This is a genomic window from Pseudomonas sp. RIT-PI-AD (assembly GCF_025642785.1).
Classification (GTDB): Bacteria; Pseudomonadota; Gammaproteobacteria; order Pseudomonadales; family Pseudomonadaceae; genus Pseudomonas_T.
This window is the reverse complement of the sequence record NZ_JANZKU010000011.1, coordinates 86,121-101,184: the sequence shown is the minus strand read 5'-3', so window position 1 is coordinate 101,184 and position 15,064 is coordinate 86,121. Positions and strand designations below refer to the sequence as shown.

Genomic DNA, 15,064 nt, shown 5'->3' with positions numbered 1-15,064 from the left:
TTCCTCAGGCATGCCGGCGCACCCGCTGCCGCACCAGCCACTCGCCGGCGAACAGCAGCCCCATCAGCAGGTAGGCGAGCAGCCCGGTGTACAGGGTCCACCAGGCCAGCGGCGCCCACAGCGCCAGGCCGATGCAGACCAGCGCGCTGCACAGGAAATAGCCGGTCCACACCTGGGTGACCTGGCGCGTGTAGCGCACCGCCCGCGGCGGCAAATCCGGCTCGCGCAGGCGCGCCAGGCGCTCCGCCACCGGCATGCCCTGGTACAGGCTGAGGCCGAACGCGGCGAACAGCAGCAGGTTGAGCAGGACCGGATAGCCGCGCAGCAGCAGGGGCTCGTCGGCCAGGCCGAGCGCCAGACAGAAGCCCAGGGCCGCCAGGGCCAGCCAGCGGCTGCCCGGGCGCGCGCCGCCGACCAGCGCGCGGGCCAGCCAGAGGCTCCCGAGCAGCAGGGCGAACAGCCGCGGCGAGACCTGGTGTTGCAGGCCGTAGTAGACGGCGAAGGGATAGGCCAGCCCCGCGAGCAGCAGGAGCAGGCCGAACAGTCGATTCATAGCGTTGCGGCCCGCCCGGTGGGCGGCCTCTTCTGCGGCGGTCCTTGACGCATCCCTGCATTCGCTGGCGCACGCCGGAGCGTCGCCGATTCCGCCACCGGGGCGGACGGGCGCGTGCCTGCGCCCGGGTGGAGCATGGCCGCCGGAAGCCCCGGCGGCCATGGTCGCCTCAGGGGGCGACCGGATTGACCAGGCGGTTCACCACCTCGACCACGTCGCCGACGGTGCGCACGGCCTTGAAGTCTTCCGCGGCGATCTTCTGCCCGGTCTGGCGCTTGATGTGGTCGATCAGGTCGACGGCGTCGATGCTGTCGATTTCCAGGTCTTCGTAGAGGTTGGCGTCGGGCGTCACCTGCTCGGGGTCCAGCTCGAACAGTTCGACCATGGCGTCGCGCAAGGCGACGAAGATTTCATCGGGATTCTGCATGGTACGTCCTCAAGCGGCCCGGCGCGCGGCAACGAACGCCGCGAGGCTGGCCACGTTGGCGAAATGCGTGCGGGTGTCCTTGGCGTCGGCGTCAATCTTGATGCCGAAGCGCTTCTGGATCGCCAGGCCGAGCTCCAGCGCGTCCACCGAGTCCAGGCCGAGGCCGTCGCCGAACAGGGTGAGATCGTCGGCGATGTCGTCGGCGCTCATGTCCTCGAGGCCGAGCGCTTCGATGATCAGGTTCTTAATCTCGAGTTGCAGATCGCTCATCTTCGGCGAGCTCCTTCATGAAGTACTGGTGCAGATGGTCGTTGAGCTTGCGCGAGGCGACCGGTGCGGGTCCCAGCCGGGCGAACGCGGCCGGGTCGAGGTCCTCGCCGACGCGCAGGCGCAGATGGAAGCGCCGCGACGGAATGCGGTACCAGGGCTCGGCCTTGGTCAAGGTGGTCGGCGAGGCGCTGATCACCACCGGGGTGAGGATGCGCGCGCCGCGCAGGGCGATGGCCGCCGCGCCGCGATGGAAGCGGGGCGGCTGGCCGGGCGTGGTGCGGGTGCCTTCGGGGAAGACGATGAGGGTCTGGCCCTCGCGCAGCGCGCCGGCGGCCTCGTCGAGCATGTCCAGGCTGCCGCTGTTGCTGATGTAGCCGGCGGCGCGGATCGGCCCGCGCATGCAGGGGTTGTCCCAGAGGCTCTGCTTGACCACGCAGTTAGCGTCGCGGATGAAGGCGATGAGCGCCACCACGTCGATCAGCGACGGGTGGTTGGCGATCACCATCTGCCCCGGCTGGCCCAGGCGTTCCGCGCCCTCGACCTCATAGGTGAGCACGCCGCTGCGGTACATGAACTGCACGAACAGGTAGAACAGCCGGCTGACCGTGGCGCGGGCGCGGCGGCGGTGGACCAGGGCGTCGCCGGGCAGCAGCGCCAGCAGCGGGAAAATCAGCACGCGCAGCGCCACGCCGCCGATGCCGAACAGGGCGAAGCTCAGCGCGGTCGCGATCAGCCGCCACCAATAGGGCGGGCTGTGGCGGCTCAATGCGTGCTGCGAGACCAGGTCCATTGACGGCTCTTCCAGTGATGACGGAGGGAGGGTTGGTCGCCATTCAGGCAGCGCAGCAGGTTCAACGGGTGGGGCCAGTCGGCGCGCGGACCGCTGCCGGGCTCCAGGCGCAGCTGCCAGAAGTCGCCCGGCGTGAGGCGCAGGGCGACGGCATAGGGAAAGGGCACGTCGTCGATGCAGCCGGCGTAGAGGGCCGGCGGCGTCTCTTCGGCGATCACCAGCAGCACCGCCGGCGCGCCTTCGCCGAGCAGGCCGCAGGCGTCCAGCATGGCCTGTTCGAGGCCGTCGCCTTCGGCGGCGAGGGCGGTCATCTCGCTGGTGTCGCCGCGCAGGATCGACCACAGGCCGATGATCGCGTTATGCACCGAGAGGCTGAACTGGGTGGGCGACAGCGGCTCGCCGCGGGCCAGGTCGCTGAGGATCGCCAGGGTGCGCGGCGTTTCGCCGTGACGCGAGACGAACACCAGCGGCAGCGGCGGCTGCGCGTCGGCCAAGGGCCAGGCGACGTGGAACATCATCCGCGCCAGGCGGCTGAGGCGGCGCCGCTGCATGGCCGGCAGGAAGCCGACGTCCGGCTGCTGCTGGGCATCGGCCAGCGCGCAGGGGGATGCACACCAGGCGCGCCAGTCGTCCGCACTATCCAGGCCGGGGGCCCAGGCACGCCATTGGTCGATATTGAAATGCATCACGCGGACAGCTCTTCCCGGCCCCTGCGGGCTAATTCTTATGTGCTTCGGCGACTACTGAACGACGAGGGGCTTGTCGTTATGGCCTGGTCAAGGTTTGGGCATTATCCCCGGTGAGCGGGCCGCCAGGCAAATAATGGTTACATCCGGCTGACCGGAGGGCGCGTCGCGACGAACCAAACGGCGCCGCCGTTGTCGCGCCGACGGACGCCCGCCAAGCGTCGCGGACGGCTTGAGTCCGCGGCCCGCAGCGGTTTCGCCGCGGCGGCGGATGGCGGCCAAATGCTGCCTCGCCCTTGTCATGCCGATTGCCTAGACTCGGGGGATTTCCGGCTCCGAGAGGTGTGTCATGCGACGCGTGGTATTCAACCAGAAGGGCGGTGTGGGCAAGTCGAGCATCGCCTGCAACCTGGCGGCGGTCAGCGCGGCGGAGGGATATCGCACCCTGCTGATCGACCTGGACGCCCAGGCCAACTCCAGCCATTACCTGACCGGCCTCACCGGCGAGGACATCCCCACCGGCATCGCCGATTTCTTCAAGCAGACCCTGGCTTCGGCCTCCACCCGGCGGAACCGCGCGGATATCTACGAGACCCCCTTCGACAACCTGCACCTGATCACCGCCACCGCCGAGCTGGCGGAGCTGCAGCCCAAGCTGGAGGCGAAGCACAAGATCAACAAGCTGCGCAAACTGCTGGAGGAACTGGACGAGGATTACGAGCGGATCTACCTGGACACCCCGCCGGCGATGAACTTCTACACCGTCTCGGCGCTGATCGCCGCCGACCGGGTGCTGATCCCCTTCGACTGCGACAGCTTCTCCCGCCAGGCGCTCTACGGCCTGCTGCGCGAGATCGAGGAAATCCGCGAGGACCACAACCCCGCCTTGCGGGTCGAGGGCATCGTGGTCAACCAGTTCCAGGCGCGGGCGGCCTTGCCGCAGCGGCTGCTCGACGAACTGATCGCCGAGGGCCTGCCGGTGCTGCCGGTGTACCTCAGCGCCTCGGTGAAGATGCGCGAGTCCCACGAGGCGTGCACCCCGTTGATCCACCTCGACCCGGGGCACAAGCTGAGCCGGCAATTCGTCGAGCTGCACCAGGTGCTCGAAGCGGGCGCCTGAACCGCCCGCCGGGCGCCTTCAGATCCCTTGCCCGTTCAACCAGGCGAGCAACGGGTGCAGCGGCAGGGCGCCGCTCTGCCGGGCGACCTCGCGGCCGTCGCGATAGAGGATCAGGCTGGGGATCGAGCGGATGCCCAGGCGCCCGGCTAGCTCGCGGTTGGCTTCGCTGTCCAGCTTGCCCAGCCGGCAGCGCCCGCGCAGTTGCGCGGCGGCCTGGGCGAAGGTCGGCGCGAAGGCCTTGCACGGCCCGCACCAGTCGGCCCAGACGTCCACCAGCAGCGGCAGGTCGCCCTTGCACTGGCGTGCGAAATTACCCGTGTTCAGTTCGAAGGGCCGCTCGCCGAGCACTTCGGCCTTGCAATGGCCGCAGCGTGGGGTCTGGCCCAGGCGGTCGCGGGGAATGCGGTTGAGGCTGGCGCATTGGGCGCAGGGGACCAGCAGGTTTTCGCTCATGATCGGCTCCTGGGGGGATCGTTCCTATATGGAGCCGTTCATGGGCGGATCAAGGGGCGTCGCGCCCCTCCGGTTCAGCCGCGCGCGGCGCGTAGCGCCTGTTCCAGGTCGGCGAGGATGTCGTCGATGTGCTCGATGCCGATCGACAGCCGCACCATGTCCCGCGGCACGCCGGCCTTTTCCAGTTCCTCGTCGTTGAGCTGCCGGTGGGTGGTGGACGCCGGATGGCAGGCCAGGGACTTGGCGTCGCCGATGTTGACCAGGCGCACCACCAATTGCAGCGCGTCGATGAAGCGCGCGCCGGCTTCCTGGCCGCCCTGGATGCCGAAGGACAGGATCGCCGCCGGCTTGCCGCCGGTGTAGCGCTGCGCCAGCTCGTATTCCGGGTGGTCGGCCAGGCCGGCGTACTTCACCCAGGCGACCTGCGGATGATCGCGCAGGTATTCGGCGACCTTCAGTGCATTCTCGGTGTGGCGCTCCATGCGCAGGGCCAGGGTCTCCAGGCCTTGCAGGATCAGGAAGGCGTTGAACGGCGACAGCGCCGCGCCGGTGTTGCGCAGCGGCACCACCCGGCAGCGGCCGATGAAGGCCGCGGGGCCGAAGGCTTCGGTGTAGGTGACGCCGTGGTAGGACGGGTCGGGCGTATTGAGTAGCGGGAAGCGGGTCTTGTTGTCCGCCCAGGGGAAGCGGCCGGAGTCGACGACGATGCCGCCGATGCTGGTGCCGTGGCCGCCGATGTACTTGGTCAGCGAATGCACCACCACGTCGGCGCCGTGCTCGAACGGTCGGCAGAGAATTGGCGTGGCCACGGTATTGTCGACGATCAGCGGCACGCCGTGCCGGTGGGCGGCCTCGGCCAGGGCGCCCAGGTCGACGATGTTCCCCGCCGGGTTACCGATGGATTCGCAGAACACCGCCTTGGTGCGCGCGTCGATCAGTGCCTCCAGCGCGGCGATGTCGTCATGGGCGGCGAAGCGGGTCTGGATGCCGAAGCGCGGCAGGGTGTGGGCCAACAGGTTGTAGGTGCCGCCGTAGAGCTTGGCCACCGAGACGATATTGTCGCCGGCCTCGGCGACGGTCTGGATGGCGTAGGTGATCGCCGCCATACCCGAGGCCACCGCCAGCGCGCCTACGCCGCCCTCCAGGGCCGCGACGCGCTTTTCCAGCACGTCGTTGGTGGGGTTCATGATCCGCGAATAGATGTTGCCGGCCACCTTCAGGTCGAACAGGTCGGCGCCGTGCTGGGTGTCGTCGAAGGCATAGGAACTGGTCTGGTAGATCGGCACCGCCACCGCCTTGGTGGTCGGGTCCGGCGAATAGCCGGCATGGATGGCCAGGGTTTCCGGTTTCAACGAGGGCGGGTTGGCGGCGTCGTGGCTCATGTGCTGTTCCTTGGCAGGCGAAAAGGCCCCCAGCATGGAAAACCGCGATGAGGCCGGTCAATGCCTTTCGGGGATCAATTAACCGTTTTTTAGAACATTTGGTTTGGGTGCTAGCGTCAGACGCGGCTTTTGCCCCGCCGTGCCGCTCAGGGCTGCGCGGTCGCCGCTGGCTCCAGGAGCAGCAGCCTGGCCTCCTGGCGGCCCTGGAGGTTGATCGCGGACACCAGCAACTTGCCGCTGGCGTCCAGCGCGAGTTTTTCCACGTGGTCGAGCGCTTGTCCCTGGCTGCCGCGCGGCTGGTAATGGCCGAGCAGGCGATTCCGCCGGGTATCCCACAGCTCGATGCGTCCGGTTTCGTCGGCCAGGGCCAGCAGCCCGTTTTCGGTCAGGTCGAGGGCGACGATATCCTTCGGCATCTCCCGGACGAAGCGACGCTCGTAGGGCGCCAGGGTGTAGAGCGCCACCCGGTTGTTCCGGGTGGTCGCGAACGAGTGGCCGGCCAGTTCCAGCAGCGCCCGCCCGCTGCTGAACGGATTCCCCGCGCCGCAGGAGCCCATGGCCTGGGTTTCCGGTACCCGCCAGACCCGGCAGGCGCCGTCGGTGTCGTTGGCCACCAGGTAGGCCTCGTCGGCGGTCAGCCTGGCCTGGGCTATCGACAGCCCGCTGTCCCACAGCAGCGATTCGTCGCGGCGGGGATCGTGCAGCAGGAGGTAGCCTTGGTACCCCGTCAGCACCCGGCCACTCTTCGTGAGTTGATAGTGGGAAACGACGGGGTGCGCGGTCTGGACCTTGGAGCGCTCGCCCGTATACCAGTCGAGGCGTTCGGTGTTGTGGGCTGCGTATTGTTTTCCGGCGACCACCAGGCTGGCTTGTTCGTTTTCGAAGTGCTGCACCCGCGGCGCTTCAAGAGAATTCAGCGGTTTTACGAATACGTTGATTCCGCCCTCTTTGAGGGGCTGTGCGTAATAGTATTTATCCGATTCGACGAAGCCCGCTCCATACACCGCTCGGGGTACTTGCTCGGAATCAAGTTGCTCCAGAATCTCACGGGTGTCCGCCCGAAAGACTTTGATGACGCCATAGCGGCCAGCCGCCAGGAAATACCGCCCATCCGGCGTGAACGCTACATAGTACGGGGTGAAACGCCAGGTCTCGGACCATGACAGCTCCAGCGTTTGAAAAGCCTGTGTATCGACTTGGCTATCCGACTTGCAACCGACCAAGGTTATTAACAGCAGGGTCGAAAAAAATCTCAACATGATGCCTTTTCCTCTTAAGCCCTGTGCGCAGCTACGAATCCGTAGAAATAAGGCAAGAACGATCGCGTCGTTAACTTATTGATACGACCGTTGATCTTTCCCAATGCGCCCCACGAATAAACTTGGAAATCCAATTCCTTGTCCAGTAGCGCTTCGGTATGGTCAGGACAGGCGGAGTTGTAGCAATAAGGCCCTAGATTCATAGGACCTTGCACGACGATCCAATGATCGGGAGTGCCGAGAATGGTTTTCGGTGTATTGCGGCCAATTTTACTCATGTGGAGTTCGCCCCCGACCTTTCCCAGGATGGCTGCCCTGACCAATAAACATACATAGTTGCCCAGGCGAGAACTGCGCTCCGCAGCCAGAAGCCCCTGCAGCGAACCCGCGGATAGGTAATGAGCTTGATCGGTGACCTGATTGAAAAGTCCGCTGGATTCGAACCATGCCGAAAGATTGCCGCCTGTGGTTATGCCCGCCATAGAAGCATCCTCGCCATTCATGTTGAAGAAGCTGTTGGTCGAGTCGCGCAGGCTGGCCAAAGCGATCCAATCCGTATAGCCGATAGCGCTTATTCGGGGATGCCTACAAGCTTGACTGGGCTTCACCTTCATCTTTCCGAGAGAGGCCTCACCCTTGGTTGCAAGCTCTATTACGTAGCTTACGTATTGGCGCGGATAGGCGCTCGCCACGCAATACATGAACGCTGCGGGGCCGCAGAGCGACGCGGTTTCTTGGCTGATCAACTTTGGTGTTTCAACGCGCACGCGCAGATCGGCGGCGATCATTTCGCGTTGAGCGCCTTGGAATACAAGCGGCTCATGCCCGCTTTCGAACGCACGAATAAGAGTTTCTGGCATACCGAAGCCTCCTTTTTTCGGGACGTCGAGCATCGCGGATCGCAAGGGGATTGTCGCGAACGTCCGTCACGTTTCTAGCGTGACGTCCTGTTTCGAATCGGGGCCTCGGGAAGGTCACGACGGACGACTGACCCTTTGAGAAGTCCTTGCATTGGGGGGCGTTCAGGTCCGGTGGCCGGCTGTCCACCCATGGACTTGCCATCTTCCGGCCACCTAGCCGGAAGGGACGGTGGATTGCCTGCGCTCGAAAGGCGCGGCTCAAGGCTCCCTGCGAGCCACGGCCTCCGGGGTCTCGAGCACGTGCAACTCGCCCTGGTCGTTGCCCCAGCCGGACACCAGCACCTGGCCGTGGTCGCTGACGGCCAGGTGCTCGATCGAGCTCAGCGGGCGTCCGGCTCCATCGAGCACCGTCAGCGCGCCCACCAGGGTACGTGCCGACGCATTCCACAGTGTTACCGAGCCGTCCCCGCGGGCCACTGCCAGGTGGCCTCGGTCGGACAGCGCTACGGCGGACACGGGCGAGGCGGTCTCCTGCTCGAGGAGCAGTTGCCAGGGCGAGAGCGCATACACCCGGACGCGCGTGCCGTTCGCGACGGCGAACAGCGGTGCGTGCGGCGCGACGGCGAGCAGGGAATACCCCGATGCGAACCAGGCGCCGGTGCAGGTGCCGACGGAGCGATGGTCCGGTAGCGACCAGGCTTCGCAGCTGCCTCCGGCGCCGACGGTGACGACCTGGCGGCCCCCTTGGAGGAGGGCGGTATCGTCCATCCGCAGACCGCTTTTCCACAGCGTGGATCGCCCATTCCGGGGGTCGTGCAGCAGGAACCGGCTGCGATTGGGGTCGGTCGTCAGCACGTTACCCGCCTCGGTCAGCCGGTAACTGCCCGCCCCGCCGGGATGGGCGGTGGGTACCTCTGTCGTCCATTGCTCGGTGTGCCAGTCCATCCATTGGTTGTAGTAGCTGGCGTAGCGGGCATTCACGACGAAGGGCCGGTCCCCCTGGTGGTTGAAGTGCCGTTCGATACGGGGCATGGCCTGGCTCAGCGAGTCTATTCGCAACCTCACTTGTCCGTGCGGGGTCCGGTCCTCGCTGGCGATGTAATAGGTATCCCCCTCGATGAAGCCGGCGCCATAAATGCGATCCAGGCGATTCTTGCTGGTGAACTCGTTGACGACCGCGTGGCGTTGGCTGTCGTAGAGGCGAACACTTTGGCGTTCGCCAGCGGCGAGAAAATGGCGAGCATCCTTGGAGAACGCCAGCGCGATAGGAGGCAAGCGCCAGGTGTCCGAGCCGACGTCGATCAGCGGGGGGGGATCGAGTGGAAGGGGCGGCTCCGTCCGGCAGCCTGCGAGAAAAAGCAATGCCAGCGCGAGCAGCGGACGGTGGAGGGGGCGTCGTGGATCTCTCATGCCTGACCTGCCGATACGAAGCCATAGAAGTAGGGAAGGAATTGCCGGACCCTCAGATCGGAAACCCGATTATTCAGGGTGGTCATTCCCCATGAATAGATATCGAAGGTCAGCCGGGCTTGCAGCAGGGCTTCGGCGGAGGGCGGATGGGCCGGGTTGTAGCAGCAGGGCCCCAGGCGCAGCGGGCTCTGCACGACCACCCAGTGATCCGGCGTACCCAGCAAGGTCTTGGGCGTTCCGTGCCCCAGCTTGTTCATCGGCACTTCCCCGCCCACCCTCTCCACGATGGCCGCGCGTATCAGCAAGCAGACGAAGTGCCCGAGTCCCACATAGCGGTCGGCGGCGAGCAACCGTTCGAGCGATGCGGGCGCGTACTGGGCCTGGTTCGAAACCGAGGAAAACAGACCGCAGTGCTGGAACCAGGCGGCCATGGTCGCCGAACCGGTGATGCCTGCCGTCGACGAGTCCGGATCCGCCATTGCCAGTACGGTGTTGGACGCATCTCGCAGGCTGGCCAATGCGATCCAGTCGACAGCCGCAATGCTGGAGCCCAGTTGTGCGTTTCGACAGGAGTTCCCCGGTTTTATATGCAGCGCCCCCAACATGGCCTCGCCGGTTTCCGCCAGATCGATCACATAACGGGCGTAAACGTAGGGCGAGGTTTTGGCGAGACAGAACATGAACGCCGCTGGACCGCAAAGAGGAGCCATGCCCTGATATATCTGTTCTGGCTTCTCGACACGAGCATGGAGATCGTCGGCGATTCGCTTTCTAAGTTGTACCTGGGAAAGCGCATCGATCGAAAAAGCCAAGGGGCCGGAACCCGTTTCGAATTTGCGTATGAGGCTCTCTGGCATTTGGAGCGTCCCTTCCAAAACGCCAGGATGACCGTTTCAGGCACCGCGTTACCGTGGCGTGGCGCACCGCCTCGCCCACTTCCTCACGACGAACAACTGATCTCCAGGTGCCGGCCCCAGTCCGGTGGCGGCTCGGCATAGCGGGCTTCCCCCGGTTGTTCGTCGAAGGGGCGGGCAAGGACCTGGTGCAGGTGGCGCACGTCCTGGTAGTCGCCACGTTCCGCGGCTTCGATGGCCTGCTGGGCCAGGTAGTTGCGCAGCAGGTAGAGCGGGTTGACGGCGTGCATGCGCGCGCGGCGCTGGGGCGGATCTTCCGGGACGCAGCGTTCGAGATAGTCGGCGCCCCAGGCGTCGAAGCCGGCGAGGTCGACGAAATCGTCGCGCAGGCCTTGCAGGGCGTCGGCCGGCGCCTGCTCGCCGAGGCGGCGGAAGAACAGGTTGTAGTCCACGGCGCTGCCTTGCATCAGGCGCAGCAGGCGTTGCACCAGCGCTTCGTCGTCCTCGCGAAGGGCCGTGAGGCCCAGGCGCCGGCGCATCAGGTCGAGGTATTCGGCCTGGTAGAACGGCAGGAACAAGTCCATGGCGGCGCGCAAGTCGTCGACGTCGATCAGCGGGGTCAGCGCCTGGGCCAAGGCGGCCAGGTTCCAGTGGGCGATGGGCACCTGGTTGCTGAAAGAGTAGCGGCCGCCGTCGTCGGAGTGGTTGCAGACGTACTGGGCGTCGAAAGTATCGAGGAAGGCGTAGGGGCCGTAGTCGAAGGTGATGCCGAGGATCGACATGTTGTCGGTGTTCATCACCCCGTGGCAGAAGCCATAGGCTTGCCAGCGGGCGATCAGCGCGGCGGTGCGTTCGACCACCTCGCGGAACAGCGCCAGGTAGGGCTTGGGCTGCTCCGCGCAGGCGGGGAAATGACTGTGCAGCACGTGCTCGGCAAGGGTCTTCAGGTGGTCGTGCTGCTGGGTGTAGTAGAAGTATTCGAAGTGCCCGAAGCGCACGTGGCTCGGCGCCAGCCGCAGCAGCATGGCGGCGGTTTCCTTGCGTTCGCGGTAGACCGGCGTGTCCGAGCCGATGACGCAGGCGGCGCGCGAGGTGGGGATGCCCAAGGCGTGCAGCGCCTCGCTGGCGAGGAACTCGCGGATGGTCGAGCGCAGCACCGCGCGGCCATCGCCCATGCGCGAATAAGGCGTCTCGCCGGCGCCTTTCAGGTGCAGGTCCCAGTGCTCGCCGCGGGCGTTGACCACCTCGCCCAGCAGCAGGCCGCGACCGTCGCCGAGGCGTGGGTTGTAGGCGCCGAACTGATGCCCGGAGTAGACCATCGCCCGCGGCTCGGCCTCGGACCAGAGCTTGTGACCGCTGAACAGTTCGGCGAACAAGGGCTGCCCGGCTTGCGCGGGGTCCAGGTCGAGCAGGGCCAGCGCCTCGGGGCTGGCCACCACCAGACGCGGCGCGGCGATGGGGTCGGGCAGCACCGGGGTGGAAAAAACGTCGCCGAGGCGGGCGAAGCGATTGTCGAAGCGCAGTTCGTCGAGGCTGTTCATCGGCTTCACCTGTCTCGGCTCGCGCCGGCTATGGCTTGAGCGGCAAGGGTTTGGGCATGCCCGGCACTTCTTGGATCTGTTGCGTTTCCGGTACGTCCGGTTCCGTCGGCCCTGGCGCCGGCGACTCGGTACGGGCGGTCGGCGCGAGGACGTCCAGCGCGCCGTTGTTCACCTTGAGTTCCTGGCCGTCGCGGTTGCTGACGATGACATCCATCTTCGGTACGCCGGCGACGTTGATGTTGTTATCGCGGAACAACTGGTCGATGCGCCGGTTCAGTTCGTCGGTGGCCGGGCCGCGGTCGCCCAGTTCGCGCACGTAAATCTTCAATTCGTGGTCGAGGGTGGTCGCGCCATAGACCGTCAGTTGCACCGAGGGCGCCGGGTCGCGCAGCACCCGCGAGTTTTCCTGGGTCGCCTGCATCATCAGCTTGCGCACCAGGGCCAGGTCCGAGCCGCGGTTGACGCCGAAGGTGAGCACGATGCGGGTGATGGTGTCGGTCAGGGTCCAGTTGATCAGTTGGCTGGTCAACAGGATCTGGTTGGGCACGATCACCGCCTTGCGATCGCCGTCGGTGATGTGAGTGGCGCGGATATGGATGCGGTTGACCGTGCCGGTGACGCTGCCGATGGTGATCAGGTCGCCGATGCGCACCGGGCGTTCGAACAGCAGGATCAGCCCGGAGATGAAGTTGGCGAAGATCGCCTGCATGCCGAAGCCGATGCCCAGGGAGAGTGCCGCCACCAACCATTGCAGGCGGTCCCAGCTGACCCCCAGGGTGGCCAGCGTGGTGACGAAGCCGATGCCGAGGATGGCGTAGGACAGCAGCGTGGTGGTGGCATAGGCGGTGCCCTGGGCGAGGCTCAGCCGGGAGAGGATCAAGACCTCCAGCAGGCCGGGCAGGTTGGCCGCCAGCACCAGGGTGATGGTGACGATGATCAGCGCGCTGACCACGTCCAGCAGGCTGATCGGCACCTGGGTCGCGGCGGCGCCGGTGCCGCTGGTGTACTGGTACAGGGTCATGTTGTCGAGGTAGGCGAAGACCCCGATCAGGTCGGCCCAGACCCAATACAGCGCCAGGAAGAACACGCCGAGCAGCGCCAGGCGAATCAGCCGCAGCGACTGCTGGTTGACCTGGTCGATGTCTAGGGTCGGCTCTTCCACCACCTCGGCGCCTTCCTGACCTTCCTTCTGCTGTGCCTGGCGCTTGGCCACCGCGCGTTGGTAGGCCAGGCGCCGGGCGGCGACGCCCAGGCCGCGGATCAGCGTGGCCTCGACCACCAGCCAGAGCACCAGCAGGTAGAGGGTATCGATCAGGCGGTCGGTAAGCTTCAGCGCCGTGTAGTAATAGCCGAAGCCGACCGCCACGATCAGGCCCGCCGGCAACGCGGTGAAGGCCAGACCGATCAGAGTGCGCAGGCTGGAACTGCGCGCCCGCGCCGGTCCGGTGAGCAGCAGCTTGCCGATCAGCCAGACCATCAGCGCATAGCAACTGAGCACCACCACGATGCCGATCACGTCTTGCGCCAGCATCGCCGGCTGGTGCTCGGCGATGGTCACCACCGCCAGCAGCGCGAGGACCACAAAGCCGAGGCGGCGCACCTGGGCGTTGAGGAACATCACCTGCTGGCGTTCCCAGCGGAAATGCAGCTCCGCCACGCCGCCCGGCGCGAGAATCCGGTAGGCGGTGTAGAACACCAGCCAGGCCTGGGCCATCTGGATGAGCGCGGCGCCGAGGTTGGCGTTCTGCCCGCGGGCGTCGATCTGCAAGGCGAAGCCGCAGAGCGCCAGGAACAGGCTTACCGGCAGCGCCAGGAGGATGTTGAACAGCAGCGCCAGCGGCGTGTGCAACTGGCTGTCGCGCTTGAAGTGGCCGACGTCCTCGTGGAGGGCGTTCAGCTTGGCGTAGATCGCCTTACGCCGCCACAGCAGCACCGCGATCATCATCAGCAGTGGAATGAACACCCAGGGCCGGTCGGTGAGGCCGGTGCCCAGCTCCTCCAGGGCCGAGCTCCAGTCGATCACCTTGATCTGCCGCTTGAGGTACTCCGGCGCGAGCTTCAGCCAGGCGAAGTCCAGGGGGCGGTTGCTGGGAATCCAGAACATCTGCTCGTCCAGCGTGGCGCGCAGAGTCTGGCTGGTGCTGTAGAGCTCCTTCTGATTCAACTGCAGGGTGATGGATTCGTTGAGCACCGCGCTCAGCTCGCGGTTGAGCTGTTCGAGCAGTTCGTTGCGGGTGTTGGCCAGCTCCAGCAGTTGCTTGCGCAACTCCGGGGTGACTTGTTCGGCGGGTTGGGTGGCGAGCAGCTTCTCGACGTAACTGGTCGGGCTGTCCATGTCGTCGCGTTGCTGGTTCAGCTCGAACTGGTAGAGGCGGATGTCGGCGATCTCGTCAGCCAGGTGGCCGTCGATGCGTACCTGAGGCAAGCCCTGCTTCTGTTGGTAGAGAATCTTCGACAGCAGCAGGCTGCCCTTGAGCACGCTGATCTGCTCTTCCAGGGCCTGGTCGGCCTGGTTGAGGTTGTCCTGCTGCTGCTTGGTCTGCAGGTTGCGCTGGGTGAGTTCGTTGAGCCGGTCGGTGGAGCGCAGCAGGTAGTCGGAGAGCTTGAGGTTCTTCGCGCTTTCCTGGGCCAGCAGGCTGTCCGGCGAGGCTTTCTGCGCCTCCTTGGAAAGTACCGCGACGGTCTGCTCGGAGTGCTCGCGGCGCTTTTCGTTGATCAGCGATTGCAGGTCGACGATTTCCTGCTCGCTGCGGCTGATGCGCAGGCTGAGCAGTTCCCGCTGGGCGTTGCCGAGGTCCTGTAGCAGGCTGTTGCCGGCCAGTTCCTGGCGGCGCAGCTGGGTCTGCGCGGCGAGCCCGGCGAGCTCCGCGTTGAGCAAGTCGCGGCGCTCGGCGATCAGCGGTTTGCCGGTGTCCTTGCCGCTCTTGAGGATGGCGTTGATCTGCTGGCTGCGGGTCTGGTTGCTGCTGATTTCCGCCTGGGCCCGCTCGGGCCGGGTCTGCGCGGTGATGATCAGGCTGTTGGCGTCGGCGCTGGCTTTCTGCCAACCGGCCAGCTGCGCCGAGCGTTCGCTGAGCAATTGCTCCAGTTGCGGCACCGGCATGTTGGCGTAGCGCTGGGTCACCGGCACCACCGGGCTGGCCTTGACCCGGGCCAGCTCCCGTTGCGCCTCGCCGATCAGCCGCGGCGCGTCGGCGAGCTGCTGCTTGAGGTCGCTCAGGCGTTTCTCCGCCTCGGCCTTGCTGGCGAGCAGCTTGAGGGTCTGCTCGAGGGTGTCCTTGATGTACGCCTGGTCGGCTTCCGCCAGCTTGCGGTCGGCGAGGCCGTCGAGGCTGCTCTGGACCTTGCCGACGTCGGGTGCGTCGTCGGCGTGGACGGGAAGGGACAGGCACAGGCCCAGGAGGATCGCGGCGAGGGAATTGCGCAGAAAAGCCATGGGTAGAGGGGGGATATCCGTGG

14 protein-coding genes are annotated in these 15,064 nt (G+C 66.0%); 1 reads left to right on the top strand and 13 read right to left on the bottom strand.

The window, feature by feature from the left end; all coding sequences use genetic code 11:
• Nucleotides 1-4: 4 nt before the first annotated feature.
• From OGL92_RS11900 to OGL92_RS11880, 5 genes are all read right to left on the bottom strand, one after another.
• Nucleotides 5-553 (bottom strand): hypothetical protein, encoded by a 549-nt coding sequence (locus OGL92_RS11900; RefSeq protein ID WP_263143822.1) that lies wholly within the window; start codon nucleotides 551-553, stop codon nucleotides 5-7.
• Nucleotides 554-722: 169 nt separating this feature from the next.
• Nucleotides 723-980: an acyl carrier protein gene (locus OGL92_RS11895; RefSeq protein WP_263143821.1), complete on the bottom strand. Its 258-nt coding sequence runs from the start codon at nucleotides 978-980 to the stop codon at nucleotides 723-725.
• 9 nt (nucleotides 981-989) lie between these two features.
• A complete protein-coding gene (locus OGL92_RS11890) occupies nucleotides 990-1,250 on the bottom strand; it encodes a phosphopantetheine-binding protein (protein WP_263143820.1) in 261 nt (86 codons plus the stop codon).
• Nucleotides 1,225-2,040 carry a lysophospholipid acyltransferase family protein gene (locus OGL92_RS11885; RefSeq protein WP_263143819.1) on the bottom strand — a complete coding sequence of 272 codons (816 nt, stop codon included), beginning with the start codon at nucleotides 2,038-2,040 and terminating at the stop codon, nucleotides 1,225-1,227. The genes OGL92_RS11890 and OGL92_RS11885 overlap by 26 nt, the downstream gene beginning before the upstream one ends.
• Nucleotides 2,013-2,726, bottom strand: coding sequence for a beta-ketoacyl synthase chain length factor (locus OGL92_RS11880; protein WP_263143874.1), 714 nt, complete (start codon nucleotides 2,724-2,726; stop codon nucleotides 2,013-2,015). The genes OGL92_RS11885 and OGL92_RS11880 overlap by 28 nt, the downstream gene beginning before the upstream one ends.
• A 349-nt stretch (nucleotides 2,727-3,075) precedes the next feature.
• Here OGL92_RS11880 and OGL92_RS11875 point away from each other — a divergent pair, with 349 nt between their 5' ends.
• Nucleotides 3,076-3,846, top strand: coding sequence for a ParA family protein (locus OGL92_RS11875; RefSeq protein WP_263143818.1), 771 nt, complete (start codon nucleotides 3,076-3,078; stop codon nucleotides 3,844-3,846).
• An 18-nt stretch (nucleotides 3,847-3,864) separates the two neighbouring features.
• Here OGL92_RS11875 and trxC read toward each other — a convergent pair whose 3' ends face one another.
• The 8 genes from trxC to mscK all read right to left on the bottom strand — a co-directional run bounded on the left by trxC (nucleotide 3,865) and on the right by mscK (nucleotide 15,041).
• On the bottom strand, nucleotides 3,865-4,299 hold the full coding sequence (gene trxC / locus OGL92_RS11870) for a thioredoxin TrxC (protein WP_263143817.1): 435 nt from the start codon (nucleotides 4,297-4,299) through the stop codon (nucleotides 3,865-3,867).
• A 74-nt stretch (nucleotides 4,300-4,373) separates the two neighbouring features.
• A complete protein-coding gene (locus OGL92_RS11865) occupies nucleotides 4,374-5,651 on the bottom strand; it encodes a bifunctional O-acetylhomoserine aminocarboxypropyltransferase/cysteine synthase (protein ID WP_263143873.1) in 1,278 nt (425 codons plus the stop codon).
• A 176-nt stretch (nucleotides 5,652-5,827) separates the two neighbouring features.
• On the bottom strand, nucleotides 5,828-6,574 hold the full coding sequence (locus tag OGL92_RS11860) for a hypothetical protein (protein ID WP_263143816.1): 747 nt from the start codon (nucleotides 6,572-6,574) through the stop codon (nucleotides 5,828-5,830).
• A gap of 380 nt (nucleotides 6,575-6,954) precedes the next feature.
• Entirely contained in the window at nucleotides 6,955-7,800 is an 846-nt protein-coding gene (locus tag OGL92_RS11855) for a hypothetical protein (protein ID WP_263143815.1), read from the bottom strand.
• Between the two features lie 258 nt (nucleotides 7,801-8,058).
• Nucleotides 8,059-9,210: a hypothetical protein gene (locus tag OGL92_RS11850; RefSeq protein WP_263143814.1), complete on the bottom strand. Its 1,152-nt coding sequence runs from the start codon at nucleotides 9,208-9,210 to the stop codon at nucleotides 8,059-8,061.
• Nucleotides 9,207-10,067, bottom strand: a complete 861-nt coding sequence (locus OGL92_RS11845) for a hypothetical protein (RefSeq protein WP_263143813.1) — start codon at nucleotides 10,065-10,067, stop codon at nucleotides 9,207-9,209. The genes OGL92_RS11850 and OGL92_RS11845 overlap by 4 nt, the downstream gene beginning before the upstream one ends.
• A gap of 83 nt (nucleotides 10,068-10,150) precedes the next feature.
• Nucleotides 10,151-11,605, bottom strand: a complete 1,455-nt coding sequence (locus OGL92_RS11840; protein WP_263143812.1) for a protein adenylyltransferase SelO — start codon at nucleotides 11,603-11,605, stop codon at nucleotides 10,151-10,153.
• A 28-nt stretch (nucleotides 11,606-11,633) separates the two neighbouring features.
• Nucleotides 11,634-15,041: a mechanosensitive channel MscK gene (gene mscK / locus OGL92_RS11835; protein WP_263143811.1), complete on the bottom strand. Its 3,408-nt coding sequence runs from the start codon at nucleotides 15,039-15,041 to the stop codon at nucleotides 11,634-11,636.
• Between the last annotated feature and the right edge of the window lie 23 nt (nucleotides 15,042-15,064).

What these genes read in the sequence shown, in the direction of transcription:
- trxC (WP_263143817.1), bottom strand. Translation starts at nt 4,299, where the DNA reads ATGAGCGAAAACCTGCTGGTCCCCTGCGCCCAATGCGCCAGCCTCAAC.
- mscK (WP_263143811.1), bottom strand. Translation starts at nt 15,041, where the DNA reads ATGGCTTTTCTGCGCAATTCCCTCGCCGCGATCCTCCTGGGCCTGTGC.
- OGL92_RS11900 (WP_263143822.1), bottom strand. Translation starts at nt 553, where the DNA reads ATGAATCGACTGTTCGGCCTGCTCCTGCTGCTCGCGGGGCTGGCCTAT.
- OGL92_RS11845 (WP_263143813.1), bottom strand. Translation starts at nt 10,067, where the DNA reads ATGCCAGAGAGCCTCATACGCAAATTCGAAACGGGTTCCGGCCCCTTG.
- OGL92_RS11840 (WP_263143812.1), bottom strand. Translation starts at nt 11,605, where the DNA reads ATGAACAGCCTCGACGAACTGCGCTTCGACAATCGCTTCGCCCGCCTC.
- OGL92_RS11875 (WP_263143818.1), top strand. Translation starts at nt 3,076, where the DNA reads ATGCGACGCGTGGTATTCAACCAGAAGGGCGGTGTGGGCAAGTCGAGC.
- OGL92_RS11885 (WP_263143819.1), bottom strand. Translation starts at nt 2,040, where the DNA reads ATGGACCTGGTCTCGCAGCACGCATTGAGCCGCCACAGCCCGCCCTAT.
- OGL92_RS11855 (WP_263143815.1), bottom strand. Translation starts at nt 7,800, where the DNA reads ATGCCAGAAACTCTTATTCGTGCGTTCGAAAGCGGGCATGAGCCGCTT.
- OGL92_RS11850 (WP_263143814.1), bottom strand. Translation starts at nt 9,210, where the DNA reads ATGAGAGATCCACGACGCCCCCTCCACCGTCCGCTGCTCGCGCTGGCA.
- OGL92_RS11895 (WP_263143821.1), bottom strand. Translation starts at nt 980, where the DNA reads ATGCAGAATCCCGATGAAATCTTCGTCGCCTTGCGCGACGCCATGGTC.
- OGL92_RS11880 (WP_263143874.1), bottom strand. Translation starts at nt 2,726, where the DNA reads ATGCATTTCAATATCGACCAATGGCGTGCCTGGGCCCCCGGCCTGGAT.
- OGL92_RS11890 (WP_263143820.1), bottom strand. Translation starts at nt 1,250, where the DNA reads ATGAGCGATCTGCAACTCGAGATTAAGAACCTGATCATCGAAGCGCTC.